Source organism: Brevundimonas sp. UBA2503 (assembly GCF_002341485.1).
Lineage (GTDB): Bacteria > Pseudomonadota > Alphaproteobacteria > Caulobacterales > Caulobacteraceae > Brevundimonas > Brevundimonas halotolerans.
The window spans coordinates 1-20396 of record NZ_DDOD01000018.1 but is presented as its reverse complement, the minus strand read 5'-3'; the positions used below and the strand labels follow the sequence as shown (position 1 = coordinate 20396).

Below are 20396 nucleotides of genomic sequence, written 5' to 3'. Positions count from 1 at the left end.
CAAGCTAATGTGTCCCACACCTTGTGATGGAGAATTCGATGAATGACCGTCTGAAACGACCCGCAATCCTGTCGGCCGCTGCGGTCGGTGCTCTAGGCCTGTCGCTGGCCGCCTGCGCCGGCATGGGACCGCGCGATGGCACCTATACCCAGCAGCTGGACGCGCTCCGGGCCGACTGTGATGCCCGTGGCGGCATCCTGACCCCGACCGGTGCGCAAAGCGCCTCACCCGAGCGGGACTATGCCTGCGAAATCCGCGGTCTGCCGTCCAGCCGGACGCGTTGACGCCTAGGACCGGAGGCGCCAGCGGGCGCCCTCGGCTCCGTCCATGACTTCGACGTTGAGCGCCGCCAGCCGGTCGCGGATGCGATCCGCCTCGGGCCAGTCCTTGGCGGCCCGGGCGGTGGCACGCTGTTCAATCAGGGCCTCGACCTCAGCCGCCAGATCGTCGGAGGCATCGCCTTTCAGCCAGTCGGCTGGGTCGGACTGGAGCACGCCGAGAACATCGGCTGATGCAAGCAACTGACCCTTGGCCTGCGCAACAGCAACGGCGTCGCCTGCGGTCAGCCCGCGTTCGATGTCGCCGGACAGCGCAAACAGCACCGCCATCGCGCCGGGAGTGTTCAGGTCGTCCTCAATGGCCTTGAGGAATTCGGCGGCCGGCTCGTCGGTCGATGCGGCGACGTCGGCAGAGCGGGCCAGCGCGCCATACAGCCGGTCCAGCGACTTGCGACTTTGATCCAGCAGGTTCTGGGTCCAGTCCAGCGGCTGCCGGTAGTGGGCGGACAGCAGGGCCCAGCGCACCACCTCGCCCGGAATGGCCTGCACCAGATCGTGGAGCAGCAGCACATTGCCGAGCGACTTGGACATCTTTTCCGCGTCGAGCGTCAGAAAGCCGTTGTGCATCCAGTAGCGGGCATAGTGGTCGTGCGGGCGTTCGCCATGGGCGTGACCGTGGGCGCAGACGCCCTGGGCGATCTCATTCTCATGGTGCGGAAAGGCCAGATCGATCCCGCCGCCGTGGATGTCGATCGGCAGGCCCAGCACCTGTTCGATCATGGCCGAGCATTCGATGTGCCACCCCGGACGGCCCGGGCCCCAGGGGGACGGCCACTCCGGCTCGCCCGGCTTTGACGGCTTCCACAGGACGAAGTCGTGGGGGTTCTTCTTGTACGGCGCCACCTCGACCCGGGCGCCGGCGATCATGTCGTCCAGATTGCGGCCCGACAGCGCGCCGTAGGCCTCGTACGAGGACACATCGAACAGCACATGGCCCTCGGCCGCATAGGCGCAGCCCTGATCCAGAATCGCCCCGATCTGGGCCACGATGGCATCCATGTGATCGGTGACATGGGGGGCGATATCGGGCGGTGTGACGTTCAGCCGCGCCATGTCCTCGAGGTAGGCGGCCTCATAGCGGGCGGTGATCTCTCCGATCGGCACGCCCTCCTTCGTCGCCTTGGCATTGATCTTGTCATCCACGTCGGTGACGTTCCTGGCATAGACGACGTGTTGGGCCCCGTAGCGACGGCGTAGGAGCCGCACCAGAACATCGAAAACCACCGGCGGGCGCGCATTGCCGATGTGGGCGAAGTCATAGACCGTCGGTCCGCAGACATAGAGGGTCACGCGCGTCTGATCACGGGGCTCGAAGACCCGTTTGGTGCGAGTCAGGGTGTCGTGGAGCACGAGAGGCATGGCGGGGGCCGGTCCGGCTTGCTTGCGGGGAAAGGGGATCATCCCATATAGCCGGGACGGGACGGGTCCAACCACACAGTTCGTTCCCGCAGAAAAAAGGGAGAGCGGCGCGCGTCATTTCCGGAACCCTCGTTCCGGCGCAACTTCGTCGCCATTACATCGATATGGATGCCATTGTGCAAAAGCCCAGCCTGGTCACCGACGCCGACACCAACGCCATCATCCGTCCGTCGCGCGAAGAGGCCATGCAGGCCGTGCGCACCCTGCTCGCCTGGGCCGGTGACAACCCCGACCGCGAGGGCCTGATCGATACGCCCAAGCGCGTGGTCGACGCCTATGGCGAATGGTTCGAAGGCTATGGCGCCGATCCGGCCAAGGAACTGTCGCGCACCTTCGAGGATGTGCAGGGCTATGACGACATGGTGCTGCTGCGTGACATTGAGGTCGAGAGCCACTGCGAGCACCATATGGCGCCGTTCCTCGGCAAGGCCTATGTCGCCTATGTGCCGACCGAAAAGGTCGTGGGCATCTCCAAGATCGCCCGCGTGGTCGAGATCTTCTCCAAGCGGCTGCAGACCCAGGAAGTCCTGACCAACCAGATCGCAGGGGCCATCGAATCGCACCTGAAACCGGCCGGCGTGGCCGTGCTGATCGACGCCGAACACCAGTGCATGACCACCCGCGGCGTTCATCACCGCCATGTTTCGACCATCACCACCCGCTTCACTGGCGTCTTCAAGAGCGATCCGGCGCAGATGGAGCGGTTTTTGAAGCTGGCGAGGGGCTGAGAAGGGTCGGCGGGTTCGCCCGTCAGGCGTAATCCTCAGAATCGGAACCCTTCAGGGCCTCTGACCGCTTTACAAGCGCCGTCAGGATCGCCAAGAGACGGTTGAAGCTGATCCACACGTACGCCCCGAGCGGCGGCATGACACGGAGACGACCCCATGGGCGCCAAACTTTCGGGACCGAGCGGTGGCAAGACCATCAGCCAGAACGCGGACATCAACGTCACGCCGTTCGTCGACATCATGCTGGTGCTGCTGATCATCTTCATGGTCGCCGCGCCGCTGGCCACCGTGTCGATCCGTCTGGACCTGCCGCCGGCAACGCCGCCCGAGCCGGGCCAGGAAATCGTTGAGCCGGTCGTCATCAACATCCAGGAATCCGGACAGCTGTATGTCGGCGTGGGTGACGTGCTGACCGAAACCGACATCACGCGTCTGCCGGTCGACGCCTGTGCGGCTCTGGGCGGCGGCGCCTGCCAGGAAGAGCGCGTCTTCATCCGGGCCGACGCCGAGGTCGCGTACAATGAGTTCATGACCGTCATGAACACCCTGCAGCAGAACGGCTTTCTGAAAGTCGGCCTGATGAACGAAGACATCATGTAGGCATCGGGCCAACCGCCTGATACCGAAAGGGCCGCTCCTGTCCGGGGCGGCCCTTTTCAATTCGGAGCGCGTACAATTACCAAGGACGAGGTCGACGCCCTGATCATGGCCCTGCCCGGGGCGGAACATGGGACAGCCTATGGGCACCCCTGCTGGCGAATCGCGGGCAAGTTTCTGACGCGCCTGCGGGCCGAGGACGACAGTCTGGCATTGGATGTCGGCTCGATCGAGCGGCGCGACATGCTGGTCGAGGTCGACCCCGAGGTCTTCCACATCACCGACCACTATCGCCCCTATGCCTATGCGCTGATCCGCATCGAGCGGGTCGACCCGGACTGGCTGAAGGCCGAACTGGCCAGCCGCTGGCGTAAGGTCGCGCTGGCGAAACTGAGGAAGGCCCATCCGGAGATGGCCGAGGCCGGCTGAGTGCGCCCTTGATACTTCGGAGATCAGCCCCAGCTAAAGTCCCCTCCCCACGCCGAAGGATTTCCCCATGGCAACGGCCGACACCCTGACCGTCGACGGACGCGACATCCCGCTGCTGGGATTTGGCACCTGGCAGCTGGAGCCCGACGACGCGCGGCGGATGGTCGGGCACGCCCTGTCGAACGGCTATCGCCACATCGACACCGCCTGGATCTACAAGAATGAAAAAGGCGTCGGCGAGGGCATCCGCGATGCCGGACTGGCGCGAGACAGCTTCTGGCTGACCACCAAGATCTGGGTGGATCATTTCAGCCACGACGCCTTGCTGAAGCAGGCCGAGGAATCGGCAAACAGCCTGGGCACGGCGCCCGACCTGCTGCTGCTGCATTGGCCGAAGGCGACGCCGCCGCTGGCCGAGACGATCGGGGCCCTGAATGAAGCTAAGGCGCGCGGCCTGACCGCTGCCATCGGCCTGTCGAACTTCCCGTCCGGCGAGTGGAAGAAGGCGCAGGACCTGTCCGAGGCGCGGCTGATCACCAATCAGGTCGAATACCACCCCTATCTGTCGCAGAAGACGTTGATCGACACGGCCCGGGACCTCGGGTCATCCGTCACGGCCTGGTCGCCGCTGGCCCAGGGCAAGATCGTCGAGGACGCCACGATCCGCGCCATCGCCGAGGTCCACGGCAAGTCGGTCGGACAGGTGACCCTGCGCTGGATCGTGCAGCAGGGCGTGATCGCCATTCCCAAGACCTCGAAGGAAAGCCGCGCGGCCGAGAACCTCGACATCTTCGACTTTGCCCTCACCGAAGACGAGATGGCCCGCATCCACGCCCTGGCCCATCCGGGCGGTCGTCTGGGTGACTGGATTGATCCGGTCTTTGAATGGGATCAGGATACCTCCCAACAATAAGAACCCCAGGGAGGTTCGCAGATGGGCCGTGTCCTGGCGTTTCCGGGAACGAACCCGGGTGATGTCGCGGTCGGACGTCGGCTGAAGCACTGGCGAGACCAGCGCGGGTGCGATGTCGATGCGCTGGCGGGAGCGCTGAAGCTGACACCCGAGGCGGTGCGCCGGCTGGAAAGTGGCCACGCCCATATGACCTCGACCCAGATGGCCGTCGCCACCCGCCACCTGCACCTGCCGGTCTGGGCGCTGGTGTCGGACACACCGGCCTACTGAGCGACATCCTGGCCGCGTGACAGACGCCGCGGGCCCGCCTAAGCGTGGGCGCATGGCCTACAAGTCCCTGCGCGAATTCATCGATCTGCTGGAAGCCGAGGGCGAGCTGGTGCGCGTCCGCGAACCGGTCTCGACCCAGCTCGAAATGACCGAGATCCAGACCCGGCTGCTGCGCAACGGCGGCCCCGCGGTGCTGTTCGAACAGCCGGTCATGCCGGATGGGTCGATCAGCCCCATACCCTGCCTCGCCAATCTGTTCGGCACGGTGAAGCGGGTGGCCATGGGCGTGACGCTGGAGGGCAAGAGCCGCACCACGGCGGCCGAACTGCGCGAGGTCGGCGAGCTGCTGGCTTTCCTCAGGAATCCGACCCCGCCGCGCGGTCTGGCCGATGCCATGGAGATGCTGCCGCTGGCCAGGACCGTCATGGCGATGCGGCCGAAGGTGGTGAAAAAGGCGCCAGTGCAGGAGGTGGTGCTGAAGGGCGACCAGATCGACCTGACCGCCCTGCCCGTTCAGGGCTGCTGGCCGGGCGAGCCCGCGCCGCTGATCACCTGGGGTCTGGTCGTCACCAAAGGCCCGTCCGACGACCGCGAGGATGACTTCAACCTCGGCATCTATCGCATGCAGGTCCTGGGCAAGGACAAGGCCATCATGCGCTGGCTGGCCCACCGTGGTGGAGCCCAGCACTATGCCCGGCACAAGAAGGCGGGCAAGCGCGAGCCCCTGCCCTGCGCCGTGGTGCTGGGGGCCGATCCGGGCACCATTCTGGCGGCCGTGACGCCGGTACCGGACACCCTGTCGGAGTACCAGTTCGCCGGCCTGATGCGCGGCGCCAAGGCCGAGCTGGTACCCTGCAAGACCGTGCCCCTGATGGTGCCGGCCACCGCCGAGATCGTGCTGGAGGGCCACGTCCTGCTGGACGAGCACGCGGCCGAGGGGCCCTACGGCGACCACACGGGATATTACAACTCGGTCGAGACCTTCCCGGTATTTCAGGTGTCGGCCATCACCATGCGCCGCGACCCCATCTATCTGACCACCTTCACCGGTCGCCCGCCGGACGAGCCCTCGGTGCTGGGCGAGGCGCTGAACGAGGTCTTCATCCCCCTGCTGCGCCAGCAGTTTCCCGAGATCGTCGACTTCTGGCTGCCGCCCGAGGGCTGCAGCTATCGCATCGCCGTCGTGTCGATGAAGAAGGCCTACCCGGGTCACGCCAAGCGCGTGATGATGGGCTGCTGGAGCTATCTGCGGCAGTTCATGTACACCAAATGGATCATCGTGGTGGACCACGACATCAACGCCCGCGACTGGAAGGATGTGATGTGGGCCATCTCGACCAAGATGGACCCGGCCCGCGACATCACCGTCATCGAAAGCACGCCGATCGACTATCTGGACTTCGCCTCGCCCGAGAGCGGCCTCGGCTCCAAGATCGGTCTCGACGCCACCGACAAGCTGCCCCCTGAGACCAGGCGCGAATGGGGCGAGGAAATCCGCATGGACGAGGCCGTGGTCGAACGGGTATCGGAGATGTGGACCCGCCTGGGATTACCCGGTGACGGAACGCCGATCTGGAAGTGAGGGCTTGGCCGTGTTATAACTTCGTTGCAACGGAGTTCGGCCATGGCCACCTCAATCCGGAAAATCGGCAACTCGCAAGGTGTCATCCTGCCAAAGCCGGCGCTTCAGGCGCTGGGCGTAGCGGAGGGCGGCGCGGTGGAGTTTGTCTATGAGCCCGGCAAGATCAGCATTGTCCCGGCCCAGCGACCTGTCCGCGAAGGATGGGAGGAAGACGCCAAGGCGATCGCGGCCGCAGGGCTGACCGCTGAGGAGCGCGAGTGGGTAGACGCCGATCTGTCAGACGATATCCCCGACGCTTGGGATGCCCATACCGAGGCGGACATGGATCGCGTCGAGGCTGAACTGCTCGCCGACGGCGTGGTGAAACCATAGTGCCGAAGCGCGGCGAGGTGTGGTGGGTGAAGCTGGACCCCACCGTCGGACACGAGATCCGCAAGACCCGTCCGTGCATGATCGTCTCGCCGGACGAGATCAATCGCCATGGCACCTGCATCGTCGTGCCTCTGACCAGCAGTCAGGGGCGGCGCTACCGCGTCGCCACGCCCATTTCAGAAAAGCCGGGTGCGGCGGCCGTGGATCAGGTTCGGATGATTGATCACGCACGGCTGGGCCGTCGCATTGGCGAGGCTGAAGCCGGTATCCTGAGCGCCACCCTGGCGGTGCTTCGTGAGATGTTCGAGGAATAGGGCGACGACAGGCGTCGCACTTCAGGGGGCCACATGAGCGCGTTCGAGTTCTTTTTCAGCTTCTATGGCCTGTTGCTGGGGTTATCGGTGGCGGAGCTGGTGGGCGGGTTTTCGCGGGTGCTGCATGAGCGCGAGCGGATCCGGTTCGGCTGGCTGACGCCGCTGCTGGCGATCTTTGTGGCCATCGACATCGCCACCTTCTGGAATCAGGCCTGGGTGATCTTTCGCTTTGCGCCGTTCAACTTTGCCCTGCTGGTGCTGGGGCTGGTGGTGGCGGGGACCTTCTACGTTGCGGCCAGCGTGACCTTTCCGCGGGTGGCGACCGAGGGGAAGAGGCTGGACCTCGACGACCACTTCTGGGCGCACCGGCGGATCGTGTTTGCCTGTGTGCTGGCGGCCAATCTGATCGTGGCGGCAACCTTCTTTGCCATCACCGGACTGAGCGGCGAGATTGCCCGGATTCCGCTGGGGCCGATCTTCTGGATCGGGCTGGCGATCTTTATCGGCGGCACCTCGATCGGGGCCTTTGCGCCCTCCCGCAAGTGGGTCATCGGGGCGCTGGTCGTGCTCGTCGCCTACCACGTTTTCACCACCGCTCGGGCGCTGACCGCGCTGGTCCAGGCCGGGGGCTGGTCGCTGCTGGGAAGCTAGCCCAGACGTTGCGGCCCTCTGTCCGGCATGATCAAAGGGAGCCCATGATGCGTCGCCTTATCCTGATCAGTCTGCTTGCGGCGTCGGCCCAGCTTTTTACGGGAGCCCTCGCCATGGCCCAGACCCCCTCGCCCGCCCTGCCCAACCAGGCCCTGTATGATCCGCAGGGCTTCCTGCCGCCGGCCCCGGCGTGGGACGGGGCCAGCCGGTCGCTGTTGCGGCCCGCGTCAGACCCGTGGGCCACGGACTTCGAGCGCGACCCCGAGCTGGATTTCAGCCCCAACTATGAGGACACGCGCGCCTGGTTCGACCGGCTGGATGCGGCGTCCGACTGGATCCGCATCGAGGAGTTTGGAACGTCGCCCGAGGGGCGGCCGATCTATGCGGTGATCGCCTCCAAGGACGGGGCCAAGTTCGATCCGTCCAAGCCCGTGATCCTGGCGCAGGCGGGCATCCACCCCGGCGAGATCGACGGCAAGGACGCGGGCATGATGCTGCTGCGCGACATCGCCTTTTACGGGCGCGACGACCTGCTGGACGGGGCCAATCTGATCCTGATCCCGATCCTGTCGGTGGACGGGCATGAGCGGGCCAGTGCGTATTCACGGCCGAACCAGCGCGGTCCGCGCATTCAGGGCTGGCGCAACACCGCGACCAACCAGAACCTGAACCGGGACTATATGAAGCTGGACCAGCCCGAGATGCAGGCGGTGCGCGGGCTGGTCCTGAAGTATCAGCCGGACCTGTATGTCGACATCCACGTCACCGACGGCCTCGATTATCAATATGACGTGACCTATGGCTACAACGGCGAGAACGGCATCTGGAGCCGCAGCCCGGAGACGGCGCTGTGGCTGGACCGTGCCTTCAAGCCGGCGATGAATGCGGCGCTGGAGGCGCAGGGCCACATCCCGGGTGAGCTGGTGTTCGGCATCGACGACCAGAACCCCCGCGCGGGCCTTTCGGACGGCGGGCTGGGCGAGCGGTTCTCGAACGGCTGGGGCTCGGCCGCCCATGTGCCGACCATCCTGATCGAGAACCACAGCCTGAAACCCTATGACCAGCGGGTGCTGGGCACCTATGTCTTCCTCGAGACGGCGCTGACGGTGCTGGCGGACGAGGGCAGCGATCTGCGGGCTGCGGTCGAGGCCGACCGGGCCCTGCGCCCCGCGACCGTCCCGACCAATTTCGTGCCGAGCGAAGAGCCGGTCTCGATCCGCCCGTTCAAGGGCATCCGCTATGAAACCTATGTGAGCCCGGCGTCCGGCCGCGAAGAGGTGCGCTGGCTGGGCGTGGCCGATCCGGAGCTGTGGCAGATGCCCTTCTACGGCTCGGTGCCGACGCTGGAGCTGGCGCGGCCCGAGGCCTATTGGGTGCCGGCGCACCGGGCCGACATCATCGAGCGGCTGAAGATGCACGGTATCGAGATGGAGACCCTGACCGAGGCGCGCACGGTGTCCGTCGAGATGCTGCGGCTGGAGGACATCCGCCTGTCGCCCCGTACCAATGAGGGCCATGTGCCGGTCCGGGTGGGCGGCGTGACGCCCGAGGCCCGCGACTGGACCTTCCCCGCCGGCTCGGTGCGGGTGTCGACCGACCAGCCGCTGGGCGATGTCGTGGTGCTGCTGCTGGAGCCGCAGTCGAGCGAGAGCTTCTTTGCCTGGGGCATGTTCCTCGAGGTGCTGAACCGCGTCGAATATATCGAGGGCTATGCCATTGCCCCGCTGGCCGAGGCGATGCTGGCCGCCGACCCGGCGCTGAAGGCCGAGTTCGAGGCCAAGCTGGCCGCCGATCCCGAGTTTGCCGCGAACGGTGACGCGCGCCTCGCGTGGTTCTATGAGCGGACGCCCTTCTATGACGACCGCTTCAACCTGTATCCGGTCGCACGGGAGACACGCTGATGACGCTGGCGGATTTCATCCAGCCCGAGGCCGCCGCCGGGGCGCTGGACGCCCTGTCGCTGTGGGTGGGCCTGTTGGTGCTGTGGCTGGTGGTGCTGTCGTTTGGTGTGGTCGGGCAGAGGCGACGGCTGAAGGTGGCCTTTGGCGACGGCGGCCATGTGTCGCTGACGGCGGCCGGGCGAGCCTTTGGCAATGCAGCGGAATATGTGCCGGCCGGCCTGATCGCCCTGTTGCTGCTGGCCCTGACGGGGGCGACGCCGCTGTTGATCCATAGTCTGGGCGCGACCCTGCTGGTCGGGCGGGTGATCCATGCGGGCGGGCTGCTGTTCCAGAAGGGGCCGTCGCTGGGCCGGATCCTGGGTATGCTGCTGACCTATGCGGTGCTGTTGTTTGCGACAGGGCTCCTGATCGGACAGGCCGTCGGCTGAGGTCGGACAGGCGCGGACGGTTGCCCCTGAGAGCCGCTGTCGCCATATCGGGGCATGGCCGATTCCCCTGCTCCCTCCGCTGATCTGATCCATGATGTCCTGGCCGCCGCGCTAAGGGCCGGTGCTGATGCCGCCGAGGCCGTGACCGCCGAGCGGACGTCGCTCTCGGTCGGCGTGCGCGACGGGGCGCTGGAGGATGTCGAGCGCGAGGAATCGCACGATCTGGGCCTCCGGGTCTTCATCGGGCGGCGGCAGGCGACGGTTTCGACCTCGGACCTGTCGGCGCCCACGCGGGCGCGGCTGATCGAGCGGGCCGTGGCCATGGCGCGGCTGGCCCCCGAGGATCCCTATGCGACGCTCGCGCCCGAAGACCGGCTGGCCCGAGCGCCGTTCCGCGAGCTGGATCTGTATGACGCCGCCTTCCCCGAGCCCAAGGCGCTGGAGGCGGCGGCGCGCGACTGCGAAGCGGCGGCGTTGGGGGTCGAGGGCGTGGCGCGGTCGGAGGGCGGCCATGCCTCGGCCTCGCGCAGCGCCTGGCGGCTGGTGACCTCGCACGGGTTCGACGGCCAGTATCGCGGCACGGCCTTTTCGCTGGGCGCAGGCGTGATCGCCGAAAAGGACGGGGCGATGGAGCGGGGCGGCGAGCACCGCACCCTGCGCCATCTGTCAGACATGCCGTCCGCCGAAAGTCTGGGGCTGGAGGCCGGGCGCCGCGCCGTGGCCCGGGTCGGAGCGCGCAAGATCGCCTCGCAGACCCTGCCTGTGATCTTCGAGAACCGGGTCGCGACCCAGGTGCTGTCGCCGCTGCTAGGCGCCATCTCCGGCCCGTCGATCGCACGCGGCACGTCGTTCCTGAAGGACGCCATGGGCGAGGCGGTGCTGCCTGCCCACCTGTCGCTGATCGATGATCCGTTCCGGATGCGGGGTCTGGGTTCGACTCCGTTCGACGATGAGGGGGTCGAGGTGGTCGAGCGGGCGCTGGTCGACAAGGGCGTGATCACCACCTGGCTGATGAACACCGCGGCGGCGGCGCAACTCGGGCAGACCAGCACCGGCCATGCCTCTCGCGGGCTGGCCGGGCCGTCGGGGGTCTCGACCCACAATCTGCACCTGACGCCGGGCGAGGCGGACCTGCAGGGCCTCATGGGACAAGCCGGGACGGGCCTGCTGGTGACCTCCATGTTTGGGCCGTCGCTGAACCCCAACACCGGCGACTGGTCGGCGGGGGTGTCGGGCTTCTTCTTCGAGGGCGGCCAGATCACCCATCCGGTCAGCGAGGTGACCGTGGCCGGCAATCTGCGCCAGCTGTGGAAGCGGATGGTAGCGGGCGGCGATCTGGAGTTCCGGTCTTCGTTCAACAGCCCCTCGCTGCTGATCGACGGCGTGGCGGTGGCCGGCAAGTGACCGATCTCGCCGCCGATCTTGCCCTGATCGTCGAGGCCGCGCGCGAGGGCGCCATCCTCGCCGAGGCCGAGCGGGTCAAGGGGCTGGAGATCGAGCGCAAGCCCGGCGGCTCGCCGGTGACCAGCGCCGACTATGCCGTCGATGCCTTTCTGAAGGACCGCCTGCGGACGGCCCGGCCCGACTATGGCTGGCTGTCGGAGGAGACGCCGGACAGCCCCGAACGGCTGAAGCACCGGCGCATCTTTGTGGTCGATCCGATCGACGGCACCCAGGCCTTTATCGCCAACCGCCCCTGGTGGTGCATTCCCATCGCCGTGGTCGAGGACGGCCAGCCGGTCGCGGCGGTCATCCATGTCCCGGAACTGGGCGACACGTTCGAGGCCACGCTCGGCACCGGTGCCCGGCTGAACGGCCGGACCATCCGGGCCAGCGACACCGATACGCTGGAGGATGCCTCCCTGCTGGCCAGCGCCCAGATGCTGCAGGGCCCGCAGTGGGTGACGCCCTGGCCGCCCATGCGGTTCGAAAAGCGCAACGCCCTGGCTTACCGGATGGCGCTGGTCGCGGGCGGAGCGTTCGACGCCACGGTGGCGCTGACGCCGAAATGGGATTGGGACGTTGCGGCCGGGGCCCTGATCGCGCGCGAGGCCGGGGCTATTGTCACCGATCACCTCGGCGGGGACTGGCGCTTCAACCGGCCCGACCCGCGTCAGGCCAGCCTGATCTGTTCGGCACCGGCCCTGCACCCGTTGATCCTGGAGCGAACCGGGGCTATCCCCCGGGCCAGTTGACCCCTCCCCTTCATCAGGAGGCCTGCCCGCAGGCCAGCCGCCCATGACCGACACCCCCAAGACCCAAGGCCAGGAACCCGAGCAGCTGCTGCATCTGGTGATCGGCGGAGAGCTGCGCCACCTCGACGCCCCGGTGTTCCGCGACCTGTCCAAGATCGACTTCGTCGGCGCCTTCCCCAGCTATGCCGAAGCCAAGAAGGCGTGGAAGGCCAAGGCCCAGGCCACGGTCGACAACGCCCACATGCGCTATTTCATCCTGCATGCGCACCGCATGATCGACCCGCGCGGCGACGCCCACTGAGCCGATGACCCTGTTCGGCCAGACCTTTGATACGCAGCAGGTGTTCGCCCTGGTGCTGCTGTGCGCCAGCCTGATCTATTGGGTGTTCGTCATGCGCGGCGAGCGCAGCTATCATCGCTGGTTCAAGCGCTGGGAAGCCGACCGCAAGGCCCGCCGCGAGGCCGAGCGCCGCGCCGAGGGCGGTGGCGGATCGGGCGGTCCGTGGGGGTAGGCCCTACTCCCGCTTGAGCAGGCGTTCGGTGAGCACTGTGCCCCACCAGCCGGCCTTGAACTCGGCGCGGATGGCCTTGGGGTCATAGCCGGGGCTGTCGACCCATTCGAGGAAGCCGATGCCCTGCGGCTCGATCTCGTGGACGTATTTCTCGAGGTAGAAATCCAGCACCCCCGTCAGGCCCTCGCGGCTGTGCAGATACTTCTTGGACAGCTGGCCCATGGCCTCGGAGATCGGCTCGCCGAGGTGGAAATGGCGGTAGAAGACCGCCATCAGCCCGGCGCGGTCGGCGCCCGACTTGCAGTGGATCAGCACGGGGTATTCGATGGTCTGGAACAGGGCTTTGGCCCGGTGCACCCGGTCGGGACCCGGCACGTCGCGCGAGTCGAGCGGCGCATCGATCAGGGTCAGGCCCAGCCGCTCGCAGGCGTCCTTCTCGAGCCAGTAATAGGCCTCGTCCCGCGCGCCGCGCAGGTTGATGACGGTCTTGATGCCCCGCGCCTTCCAGCGGGCCAGCTGGCGCGGTGAGGGCTGGTTGGTGCGCACCAGATCGGGGCCCAGCCAGTGGGCGTTCGAAAAGGCCACGCGCAGGAAGGCATGGTCCTCAAGCCAATAGGACAGGTGGGTCTTGAAGCGGCCCAGGCGCGTGGACAGATCATGGCGCGACATGGGGGCAGATAGCCTTTCGCCGGGAAGGGCAGCAATGCAATTTCGCCAGAAGCTTGACTTGCCGCGGCGAGCAGACGACCGAGAGGACATGTCCGCGCACGACGCATCCTCCAGACCTGCCCGCCCGCTGCTGGGCCGGATCTGGCGTGACTATCTGTCCCGGCACAAGGCGGCGCTGGGGCTGTCGATGCTGTGCGCGGCGGTGGTCGGGATCATGGCCGCGACGGTGCTGCAGCTGCTGGAGCCGGCCATCGACGGCCTGTTTCTCGGCGAGGCGGTGACCATCTGGGGCGTGATCACCGTGCCCCCCGGACGGGCGCTGGTGTGGATCCCCCTGATCATCATAGGCGCGGGCCTGATCTGGACTGTGGCGGCGCTGGGACAGGCGGCGCTGGTCAACCGGCTGGGCCACGGCATCGTCGGCGACATCCAGATCAAGCTGTTCGGGGCGATGATCCGGGCCGATCTGGCGCGGCTGCGGGCGCAGCATTCGGGCGGCTTTGTCTCGTCCGTGCTGTTCGACGCCAATCTGGTGCGGGAAGCCTTCACCAACGGCATGGTCAACTATACCCAGCATGCGCTGACCCTGATGGCGGTGATCGCCTATATGGCCTGGAGCGACTGGCGACTGACGCTGATCGTGTTGCTGGGCGCGCCGCTGATCGCCCTGGTCATCCGCCGGTTCGGCAAGCGGATGAAGAAGGCGACGACCGGGGCCATGGTCGAGACCGGCAATCTGTCGACCGCCCTGATGGAGAACCTCGACGGCGTCCGCCTGATCAAGATCGAGAACCGCGAGGACGCCGAACAGGCCCGCGTGGGCGAGGTCGTCGGGCGGCGCCAGCGCCATGTGATCAAGAGCGCCGATGCCCGCGCCTTTGCCGGGCCGATGTCGAACCTGGTGGCGATGATCGTGGTCGCCGCCGTCATGGCCTATGCGGGCTGGCAGGCGCGCGACGGGGCCATGACGGTCGGGGCCTTTGCCGCCTATATCGGCCTGCTGATGGCGGCGGGGCAGTCGCTGCGTCAGGTGACCAATCTGCAGACCGTCATGTCCGAAGGGCTGACCGCGGCCGACCGGCTGTTCAGCGCGCTGGATATCCAGCCCGAGATCCGCGAGGCGCCGGACGCGGAACCCCTGCCGCACGGGCCGGTGACGGTGGCGCTGGAGGGCGTGTCGTTCGCCTATGGCCCGCTCAGCGAGGGCAGTGCCCCCACCCTGTCCGACGTTGAGCTGGTCGTGCGGCCGGGCGAGACTGTGGCGCTGGTCGGCCCGTCCGGCGGCGGCAAGAGCACCATCCTGAGCCTGCTGCCGCGCTTCTATGATGTGACGGCGGGCCGGGTGACGATCAATGGCCGCGACATCCGCGAGATCCGGCTGGCCGATCTGCGCGACCGGATCGCGCTGGTCACGCAGGAGCCCTTCCTGTTCGACGATACGCTGGCGGCCAACATCGCCTATGGCCGGCCGGGCGCGACGCAGGACCAGATCGAGGACGCGGCCCGGGCGGCGGCGGCGCATGAATTCATCACCGCCCTGCCCGACGGCTATCAGACCCGGGCCGGCGAAGCGGGCCTGCGCCTGTCGGGCGGTCAGCGCCAGCGGGTGGCGATCGCCCGGGCCTTCCTGAAGGATGCGCCGATCCTGCTGCTGGACGAGGCGACCAGCGCACTGGACACCGAGAGCGAGGCGCTGGTGCAGGCGGCGCTGGAACGGCTGATGGAAGGCCGCGCCACCCTGATGATCGCCCACCGCCTGTCGACGGTGCAGAACGCCGACCGCATCTATGTGATCTCGGCCGGGAGGGTGGTGGAGCAAGGCAGCCACGCCGATCTGGTGGCGCAGAAGGGCCTCTACGCCCGGCTGGCGCGCAGTCAGGCGCTCGACGGGCAGCCCGCGGGGGTTCCGGCATGAGGCCATTGCGCAATCCCCTGATCCAGAAGACGGTCGCCTGGCTGCTCTCGCAGTGGATGGTGTTCTGTTACGCGACCCTGCGCTGGCAGCGCGAGAATGAGGGCGTCGCCGAGGCGGTCTGGGATCAGGGCGGCGGGGTGCTGGTGGTCTTCTGGCATTCGCGGCTGGGGCTGGCCCCGGCCAGCTGGCCGCACGGACGGGCCCAGCCGACCAAGGGGCTGATCTCGCTCTCGCCCGACGGACAGTTTCTGGCCCGGGCCATGGCGCGGCTGGGCTTTCCCGCCATCCGTGGATCTTCGGCCAACAAGGACAAGCGGCAACAGGCCAAGGGCGGGACGCAGGCGTTGCGCGACGGCCTGCGCCAGTTGAAGGCGGGCGGACTGGCGATCACGCCCGACGGCCCTCGCGGCCCGGCCAATGTCATGGCGCCCGGCCTGCCGACGCTGGCCCGGATGTCGGGGGCACCGGTGCTGCTGATCGGGGTGTCGTGCAATCCGGCCATCCGGCTGAACAGCTGGGACCGGGCGGTGCTGCCCCTGCCGTTCGGCAAGGGGGCGGTGGTCTGGGACCGGGTGGACTGGCCCGAGGACGGCGACATGGACGAGGTCACCGCCGAGTGGACCGACCGGCTGAACGCGGTCGAGGCGCGCGCCGACCGGCTGACAGGCTTGAGCAGGGACCCGGCGTGAGCCTGCTGCTGCGCACCTATCGGCTGCTGACCCGGGTGCTGGAGCCGCTGGCGCCGCATGTGCTGGCGTACCGGGCGCGGAAGGGCAAGGAAGACCCCGCGCGCATCGAGGAGCGGCTGGGCCATGCCGCGGCCGGGCGGCCCGCCGGCGCGCTGGTCTGGATGCATGCCATCAGCGTCGGCGAGAGCCTGTCCCTGTTGCCGGTCATTGCGCTGCTGGCCGAGCGGCGGCCGGACCTGTCGGTGCTGGTGACGACGGGGACGCTGACCTCGGCCCGGATGATGGCCCAGCGCCTGCCCAAGGGGGTGATCCACCAGTATGCGCCAGTCGACGCGCCGGGGGCGGTCAGCGGATTCCTCGACCACTGGCGGCCGTCGCTGGGCCTGTTTGTCGAGAGCGAGCTGTGGCCGAACCTGATCCTTGAGGCGCAGGCGCGGGGCATTCCGCTGATGCTGGCCAGCGCGCGGATCACCGAGCACAGTGCGGAGGGCTGGAAGAAGCGTCCGGCGGCGGCGCGGAGGCTGCTGGACGCGTTTGCCAGCATCCTGCCGCAGGATGACGCCTCGGCGGCGCGGATCGCCGATCTGGGCGGACGGACGGACGGGCGGGTTAATCTGAAGCTGGTCCGGGCGCCCCTGCCCTTTGACCGCAAGGCGTTCGACCGGCTGAGCGAGGCCATCGGCGACCGGCCCGTGGTCGTGCTGGCCAGCACCCATGAGGGCGAGGAGGCGGCGCTGGTCCAGCGGCTGCAGGCGCTTGATCCCCTGCCCTTCCTGATCGTCGTGCCCCGCCACCCGGAGCGGGCGGGAACCATCGAGGCCGACATGGCGGCGCTGGGCCTGACGGTCGCGGTGCGGTCGCGGGGGGAGATGCCCGGCGCGGACACGGACGTCTATCTGGCCGATACGCTGAACGAGATGGGCCTGTTCCTGAGGCTGGCCGAGGTCGTGGTTCTGGGCGGCGCCTTTGGTCCGCTGATCGGACGCGCGCCCGTCGGCGGCCATAATCCGCTGGAGCCCGCGCGGCTGGCGAGGGCGACGCTGACCGGGCCGGACATGAGCAACTGGAGCATCGCCGGGACGATGGCCGAGGCGGGGGGGCTCGAGATCCTGACCGACCTGTCGCGTCTGGCGCCCCGGGTGGCCGCGCTGCTGGCAGACCCGGATCAGGCCCGCCAGCTGGGCCGGCAGGCCGAACAGGCCGCGGCGGGCGCCGATGGCGGGCTGGAAGTCCTTTGGCAGGCGATGGCACCGCTGCTGCCCCCCGCCGGAGGCCGCCGATGAAGATCTCGACCCCGCGCTGGTGGTACCGCCGCGACCGCAAATATGGCGTTCTGCCCCGGCTTTTGCTGCGTCCGGTCTCGTGGATCTGGGCGGCGGCGACCGCGCGGCGGATGGCCCGGACGGTGCCCCATGACCCCGGCGTGCCGATCATCTCGATCGGCAATCTGACGGTCGGCGGCTCGGGCAAGACGCCGATCGCGCTGGCGATCCTGGAACGGCTGAAAGCACGCGGCGTCGCGGCCCACGCCCTGTCGCGCGGCTATGGCGGCAGGCTGGAGGGTCCGGTGCGGGTCGATCCTGGCGCGCACACGGCGGAGGACGTGGGCGACGAGCCGCTGATGCTGGCGCAGGTGGCGCCCGCCTGGATCGCGCGGGACCGGGCGGCGGGGGCCGACGCTGCCGTCGCATCCGGGGCCGAGGCGCTGGTGCTGGATGACGCCCACCAGAACCCGACGCTGACCAAGACCCTCAGCCTGATCATCGTTGACGGCGAGACCCGCGACGACGAATGGCCATTCGGCGACGGGGCGGTGTTCCCGTCCGGCCCGATGCGGGAGCCGCTGGCGACGGGTCTGGCCCGGGCCGATGCGGTGGTGGTGCTGATGCCCGCCGACCTTCCGACGCCCGATCCGGAGCTTCTGGCCCTGTTCGGGGCGCTGCCCGTTCTGATCGCGCGGCTGGAGCCGGCGGGGCCGCCGCCGCCGGGACCGCTGATCGGCTTTGCCGGCATCGCCAAGCCGTGGAAGGTCGAGCGGTCGCTGAAGGCCGCCGGCTGTGATCTGGTCGACTTTGCCCCGTTCGCCGACCACGCCGCCTACTCCGAAGGCGAGCTGAGGGCCCTGGCCGAGCGGGCGGCGGTGTTCGACGCCGGTCTGGTGACAACCGAGAAGGACTGGGTGCGCCTGCCCCCCGACTGGCGCGCCCGCGTCACCGCCTGGCCCGTCCGCGCCCGCTTCGAGGACGAGGCGGCGCTGGATACCTTGCTGGCCCGGACCTGCGGGGGCTGAGCCCTACTCCGAGCGGTACACCACCCCGCCCTTCATGACGAAGGTGACGCGTTCGAGTACGGTGACGTCGCTGAGCGGGTCGCCGCGTACGGCGATCAGGTCGGCGGGCATGCCGGGCGCGATACGGCCCGCCTGATCGGCGATGCCGAGGTGTTCGGCGGCGTTGACGGTGGCGGTCTGGATGGCCTCCAGCGGGGTCAGGCCCGCGCGGACCAGCAGGGCAAACTCCTGCGCATTGTCGCCATGGGCCGAGACGCCCGAGTCGGTGCCAAACGCGATGCGCACGCCGCCCCGGTGGGCGCGGCCGGCCATGTCGAGCATCAGGGGCCCGGCCTGCAGGGCCTTATCGGTCTGGGCCGGGGTGAAGAAGTTGTCGGGCCCCGAGGCGACGCGGGCGACATAGTCCCCGGCCATCAGGGTCGGGACCAGCCAGGCGCCGCTCCGACGCATCAGGCGGATCGACTCGTCATCGAGATAGGTGCCGTGCTCGATCGAATCGCCGCCGGCGCGCAGGAAGGCATTGATGCCGTCGGCGCCGTGGGCGTGGGCGGTGACGCGGCGGCCCATGCGGTGGGCGGCCTCGACGATGGCGGCCAGCTCGGCCTCGGTGAACTGCTGGCCCAGACCGGCGGCCGTGTTCGACAGGACGCCGCCGGTCGCGGTGATCTTGATGACGTCGGCCCCGGCGCGGACCTGCTCGCGGACGGCCCGCATGCAGTCGTCGACGCCCGAGCAAATACTGGGTGAGGACAGGACGTGCAGGACCTCGTCGCGGTAGCCGTTGGCATCCCCATGGCCGCCGTGGATCGAGACCGACGAGCCCGAGGCGATGATGCGCGGGCCGACCACATCGCCCCGCCGGATGGCGTCGCGCAGGGCGAAGACGGCCTCATTGGCCCCGCCCAGATCGGCCACGGTGGTGAAGCCGGCCATCAGGGTCAGCCGGGCGTGGCGGACCCCGATCATGGCCCGGTCCGAGGTCGACAGGGTGACGGCATCCAGCCGGCCGGTCGGGCTCTGCTGGCTGGTCAGGTGGACGTGGCTGTCGATCAGGCCGGGCAGGACGAAGGCGCCGCGCAGGTCGATGATGCGGCCTACCTCAGCCTCATTAACGAAAAACCCGTCGCGGATTTCGACCACCCGGCCGTCCGCGATCACAACAGTTTTATCCGTGAGAATTCTGCCGGTTCCGGGGTCGGCGAGCAGGCGCCCGACCTGCAGGAACGTCGTTCCCCCATCAGGAGAAAGGCCAGTCGGGACCGCGCCTTGCTGTGCCAGACTGGGCACGGCCGACAACAGCAACAGGCCAAGGGCCATCAGGATCGAACGCATTTCCACCTCCCCGGTATGAGGCTTGCACCATAGGCCCTTGGAGAGTTTCGCCAAGGCTCAGGTTGCTATGGCCGTACGGATTTGAAACAACCTGTCATGATCGTTGAACCGCAAGAGGGCGTCGCATGCGGATATCGAGACGAGGACTGATCCTGGGGGGCTCCGCGCTGATGGCGGGATGCTCTTCCGCCACCGCCAGCACGGTCGACCTGGCCGCGCCGCTGGTCATGCCGGAACCGGTGCCGACCCCGGCCGTCGCGCCTGTCGTTCTGTCCGGTGACCCTGCGCCGCTCGATCCCAAGGGCATGGTGCGCAAGGAAGTGATGGACCGGGCCATGGCGGCGCTGGACATCCACCACCGCAAGATCCCGCAACGGGACCGCATGTATCTGGTCGACTTCAAGGTGCATTCGGCCGAGCCGCGCCTGTATGAAGTCGATCTGCTGGCCGGGACGGTCACGGCGATGCGCACCAGCCACGGCCGGGGGTCCGATCCGGAGCATACGGGCGTGCCGCGCGCCTTTTCCAACACGCCCGAGAGCTTCATGTCCTCGGTCGGCAGCTATGTGACGGCGGGCCCGAACTGGGGTCCGCAGCAGGGGCCGAATGTGCTGCTGGACGGTCTGGAGTATTCGAACGACAAGGCGCGCGAGCGGGCCATCATCGTGCACGGCGCCGACTATGCCGATCCGGACTTCCTGGAGCGCGAAGGCAAGCTGGGCCGGTCGTACGGCTGTTTCTCGGTCGCCCACGCCGACCTGCCGGGCCTGCGTGAGCGGATGGGCGAGGGCCGCCTGCTGTTCGCGTTCAGCTAGGCAGCCCCCTCCACCGCTACGCGGTCCCCCTCCCCCG

Annotated in this window: 24 protein-coding genes; 21 read left to right on the top strand and 3 right to left on the bottom strand. The window is 68.2% G+C overall.

The features are described from left to right. The first annotated feature begins 38 nt into the window (after positions 1–38). Positions 39–284, top strand: a complete 246-nt coding sequence (locus tag B4K74_RS08205; RefSeq protein ID WP_286692532.1) for a hypothetical protein — start codon at positions 39–41, stop codon at positions 282–284. A 3-nt stretch (positions 285–287) separates the two neighbouring features. On the opposite strand, the gene cysS is transcribed toward B4K74_RS08205, so the two are convergent. Beyond that, positions 288–1697, bottom strand: coding sequence for a cysteine--tRNA ligase (gene cysS / locus B4K74_RS08200; RefSeq protein ID WP_286692531.1), 1410 nt, complete (start codon positions 1695–1697; stop codon positions 288–290). A gap of 164 nt (positions 1698–1861) precedes the next feature. On the opposite strand from cysS, the gene folE reads away from it, so the two are divergent. The 15 genes from folE (at position 1862) to B4K74_RS08125 (ending at position 12649) form a co-directional block, all read left to right on the top strand. Further along, on the top strand, positions 1862–2485 hold the full coding sequence (folE, locus tag B4K74_RS08195) for a GTP cyclohydrolase I FolE (protein WP_123287679.1): 624 nt from the start codon (positions 1862–1864) through the stop codon (positions 2483–2485). 156 nt (positions 2486–2641) lie between these two features. Further along, positions 2642–3085 (top strand): biopolymer transporter ExbD, encoded by a 444-nt coding sequence (locus tag B4K74_RS08190; protein ID WP_123287680.1) that lies wholly within the window; start codon positions 2642–2644, stop codon positions 3083–3085. 105 nt (positions 3086–3190) lie between these two features. Beyond that, complete coding sequence (locus B4K74_RS08185) at positions 3191–3511, top strand: MmcQ/YjbR family DNA-binding protein (protein WP_286692530.1); 321 nt, start codon at positions 3191–3193, stop codon at positions 3509–3511. Between the two features lie 67 nt (positions 3512–3578). Next, positions 3579–4424: an aldo/keto reductase gene (locus B4K74_RS08180; protein ID WP_286692529.1), complete on the top strand. Its 846-nt coding sequence runs from the start codon at positions 3579–3581 to the stop codon at positions 4422–4424. Between the two features lie 21 nt (positions 4425–4445). Further along, entirely contained in the window at positions 4446–4694 is a 249-nt protein-coding gene (locus tag B4K74_RS08175) for a helix-turn-helix domain-containing protein (protein ID WP_286692528.1), read from the top strand. A gap of 52 nt (positions 4695–4746) precedes the next feature. Next, positions 4747–6276: a UbiD family decarboxylase gene (locus B4K74_RS08170; RefSeq protein ID WP_286692527.1), complete on the top strand. Its 1530-nt coding sequence runs from the start codon at positions 4747–4749 to the stop codon at positions 6274–6276. A 42-nt stretch (positions 6277–6318) separates the two neighbouring features. Beyond that, on the top strand, positions 6319–6648 hold the full coding sequence (locus B4K74_RS08165; protein WP_286692526.1) for an AbrB/MazE/SpoVT family DNA-binding domain-containing protein: 330 nt from the start codon (positions 6319–6321) through the stop codon (positions 6646–6648). Beyond that, the gene (locus tag B4K74_RS08160; RefSeq protein WP_286692525.1) at positions 6648–6962 is read left to right on the top strand and encodes a type II toxin-antitoxin system PemK/MazF family toxin; all 315 of its coding nucleotides are present in this window, start codon (positions 6648–6650) and stop codon (positions 6960–6962) included. Before B4K74_RS08165 ends, B4K74_RS08160 begins: the two co-directional genes overlap by 1 nt. A 33-nt stretch (positions 6963–6995) precedes the next feature. Then, positions 6996–7613: a hypothetical protein gene (locus B4K74_RS08155; protein ID WP_123287687.1), complete on the top strand. Its 618-nt coding sequence runs from the start codon at positions 6996–6998 to the stop codon at positions 7611–7613. A 113-nt stretch (positions 7614–7726) separates the two neighbouring features. Further along, positions 7727–9514, top strand: a complete 1788-nt coding sequence (locus B4K74_RS08150) for a M14 family metallopeptidase (RefSeq protein ID WP_286692547.1) — start codon at positions 7727–7729, stop codon at positions 9512–9514. Then, positions 9514–9942 carry an MAPEG family protein gene (locus tag B4K74_RS08145; RefSeq protein WP_286692524.1) on the top strand — a complete coding sequence of 143 codons (429 nt, stop codon included), beginning with the start codon at positions 9514–9516 and terminating at the stop codon, positions 9940–9942. The genes B4K74_RS08150 and B4K74_RS08145 overlap by 1 nt, the downstream gene beginning before the upstream one ends. Positions 9943–9996: 54 nt before the next feature. Then, entirely contained in the window at positions 9997–11346 is a 1350-nt protein-coding gene (locus tag B4K74_RS08140; protein ID WP_286692523.1) for a TldD/PmbA family protein, read from the top strand. Continuing rightward, positions 11343–12137, top strand: a complete 795-nt coding sequence (locus B4K74_RS08135; RefSeq protein WP_286692522.1) for a 3'(2'),5'-bisphosphate nucleotidase CysQ — start codon at positions 11343–11345, stop codon at positions 12135–12137. The genes B4K74_RS08140 and B4K74_RS08135 overlap by 4 nt, the downstream gene beginning before the upstream one ends. Positions 12138–12180: 43 nt before the next feature. Beyond that, on the top strand, positions 12181–12438 hold the full coding sequence (locus B4K74_RS08130) for a DUF4170 domain-containing protein (RefSeq protein WP_286692521.1): 258 nt from the start codon (positions 12181–12183) through the stop codon (positions 12436–12438). Between the two features lie 4 nt (positions 12439–12442). Further along, positions 12443–12649, top strand: coding sequence for a hypothetical protein (locus tag B4K74_RS08125; protein ID WP_123287692.1), 207 nt, complete (start codon positions 12443–12445; stop codon positions 12647–12649). 3 nt (positions 12650–12652) lie between these two features. Here B4K74_RS08125 and B4K74_RS08120 read toward each other — a convergent pair whose 3' ends face one another. Further along, the gene (locus tag B4K74_RS08120) at positions 12653–13318 is read right to left on the bottom strand and encodes a fused DSP-PTPase phosphatase/NAD kinase-like protein (protein ID WP_286692520.1); all 666 of its coding nucleotides are present in this window, start codon (positions 13316–13318) and stop codon (positions 12653–12655) included. An 88-nt stretch (positions 13319–13406) separates the two neighbouring features. Between B4K74_RS08120 and B4K74_RS08115 the strand changes: the two genes are divergently transcribed. From B4K74_RS08115 to lpxK, 4 genes are read left to right on the top strand one after another with little or no spacing between them, the layout of a single operon-like run. Then, positions 13407–15233 (top strand): ABC transporter ATP-binding protein, encoded by a 1827-nt coding sequence (locus tag B4K74_RS08115; protein WP_286692519.1) that lies wholly within the window; start codon positions 13407–13409, stop codon positions 15231–15233. Next, complete coding sequence (locus B4K74_RS08110) at positions 15230–15922, top strand: lysophospholipid acyltransferase family protein (RefSeq protein ID WP_286692518.1); 693 nt, start codon at positions 15230–15232, stop codon at positions 15920–15922. The genes B4K74_RS08115 and B4K74_RS08110 overlap by 4 nt, the downstream gene beginning before the upstream one ends. After that, positions 15919–17205 carry a 3-deoxy-D-manno-octulosonic acid transferase gene (locus B4K74_RS08105; RefSeq protein ID WP_286692517.1) on the top strand — a complete coding sequence of 429 codons (1287 nt, stop codon included), beginning with the start codon at positions 15919–15921 and terminating at the stop codon, positions 17203–17205. Before B4K74_RS08110 ends, B4K74_RS08105 begins: the two co-directional genes overlap by 4 nt. Beyond that, the gene (gene lpxK / locus B4K74_RS08100; protein WP_286692516.1) at positions 17202–18212 is read left to right on the top strand and encodes a tetraacyldisaccharide 4'-kinase; all 1011 of its coding nucleotides are present in this window, start codon (positions 17202–17204) and stop codon (positions 18210–18212) included. Before B4K74_RS08105 ends, lpxK begins: the two co-directional genes overlap by 4 nt. 3 nt (positions 18213–18215) lie before the next feature. Here the strand turns inward: lpxK and B4K74_RS08095 are convergent, their stop codons facing one another. Next, a complete protein-coding gene (locus B4K74_RS08095) occupies positions 18216–19544 on the bottom strand; it encodes a metal-dependent hydrolase family protein (protein WP_286692515.1) in 1329 nt (442 codons plus the stop codon). 125 nt (positions 19545–19669) lie between these two features. Here B4K74_RS08095 and B4K74_RS08090 point away from each other — a divergent pair, with 125 nt between their 5' ends. Further along, positions 19670–20359 (top strand): murein L,D-transpeptidase catalytic domain family protein, encoded by a 690-nt coding sequence (locus B4K74_RS08090; RefSeq protein ID WP_286692514.1) that lies wholly within the window; start codon positions 19670–19672, stop codon positions 20357–20359. Positions 20360–20396: the final 37 nt, after the last annotated feature.

Coding starts and splice junctions, on each gene's coding strand:
- B4K74_RS08205 (WP_286692532.1), top strand. CDS start 39: ATGAATGACCGTCTGAAACGACCCGCAATCCTGTCGGCCGCTGCGGTC.
- cysS (WP_286692531.1), bottom strand. CDS start 1,697: ATGCCTCTCGTGCTCCACGACACCCTGACTCGCACCAAACGGGTCTTC.
- folE (WP_123287679.1), top strand. CDS start 1,862: ATGGATGCCATTGTGCAAAAGCCCAGCCTGGTCACCGACGCCGACACC.
- B4K74_RS08190 (WP_123287680.1), top strand. CDS start 2,642: ATGGGCGCCAAACTTTCGGGACCGAGCGGTGGCAAGACCATCAGCCAG.
- B4K74_RS08185 (WP_286692530.1), top strand. CDS start 3,191: ATGGCCCTGCCCGGGGCGGAACATGGGACAGCCTATGGGCACCCCTGC.
- B4K74_RS08180 (WP_286692529.1), top strand. CDS start 3,579: ATGGCAACGGCCGACACCCTGACCGTCGACGGACGCGACATCCCGCTG.
- B4K74_RS08175 (WP_286692528.1), top strand. CDS start 4,446: ATGGGCCGTGTCCTGGCGTTTCCGGGAACGAACCCGGGTGATGTCGCG.
- B4K74_RS08170 (WP_286692527.1), top strand. CDS start 4,747: ATGGCCTACAAGTCCCTGCGCGAATTCATCGATCTGCTGGAAGCCGAG.
- B4K74_RS08165 (WP_286692526.1), top strand. CDS start 6,319: ATGGCCACCTCAATCCGGAAAATCGGCAACTCGCAAGGTGTCATCCTG.
- B4K74_RS08155 (WP_123287687.1), top strand. CDS start 6,996: ATGAGCGCGTTCGAGTTCTTTTTCAGCTTCTATGGCCTGTTGCTGGGG.
- B4K74_RS08150 (WP_286692547.1), top strand. CDS start 7,727: ATGGCCCAGACCCCCTCGCCCGCCCTGCCCAACCAGGCCCTGTATGAT.
- B4K74_RS08145 (WP_286692524.1), top strand. CDS start 9,514: ATGACGCTGGCGGATTTCATCCAGCCCGAGGCCGCCGCCGGGGCGCTG.
- B4K74_RS08140 (WP_286692523.1), top strand. CDS start 9,997: ATGGCCGATTCCCCTGCTCCCTCCGCTGATCTGATCCATGATGTCCTG.
- B4K74_RS08130 (WP_286692521.1), top strand. CDS start 12,181: ATGACCGACACCCCCAAGACCCAAGGCCAGGAACCCGAGCAGCTGCTG.
- B4K74_RS08125 (WP_123287692.1), top strand. CDS start 12,443: ATGACCCTGTTCGGCCAGACCTTTGATACGCAGCAGGTGTTCGCCCTG.
- B4K74_RS08120 (WP_286692520.1), bottom strand. CDS start 13,318: ATGTCGCGCCATGATCTGTCCACGCGCCTGGGCCGCTTCAAGACCCAC.
- B4K74_RS08115 (WP_286692519.1), top strand. CDS start 13,407: ATGTCCGCGCACGACGCATCCTCCAGACCTGCCCGCCCGCTGCTGGGC.
- B4K74_RS08110 (WP_286692518.1), top strand. CDS start 15,230: ATGAGGCCATTGCGCAATCCCCTGATCCAGAAGACGGTCGCCTGGCTG.
- lpxK (WP_286692516.1), top strand. CDS start 17,202: ATGAAGATCTCGACCCCGCGCTGGTGGTACCGCCGCGACCGCAAATAT.
- B4K74_RS08095 (WP_286692515.1), bottom strand. CDS start 19,544: ATGCGTTCGATCCTGATGGCCCTTGGCCTGTTGCTGTTGTCGGCCGTG.
- B4K74_RS08090 (WP_286692514.1), top strand. CDS start 19,670: ATGCGGATATCGAGACGAGGACTGATCCTGGGGGGCTCCGCGCTGATG.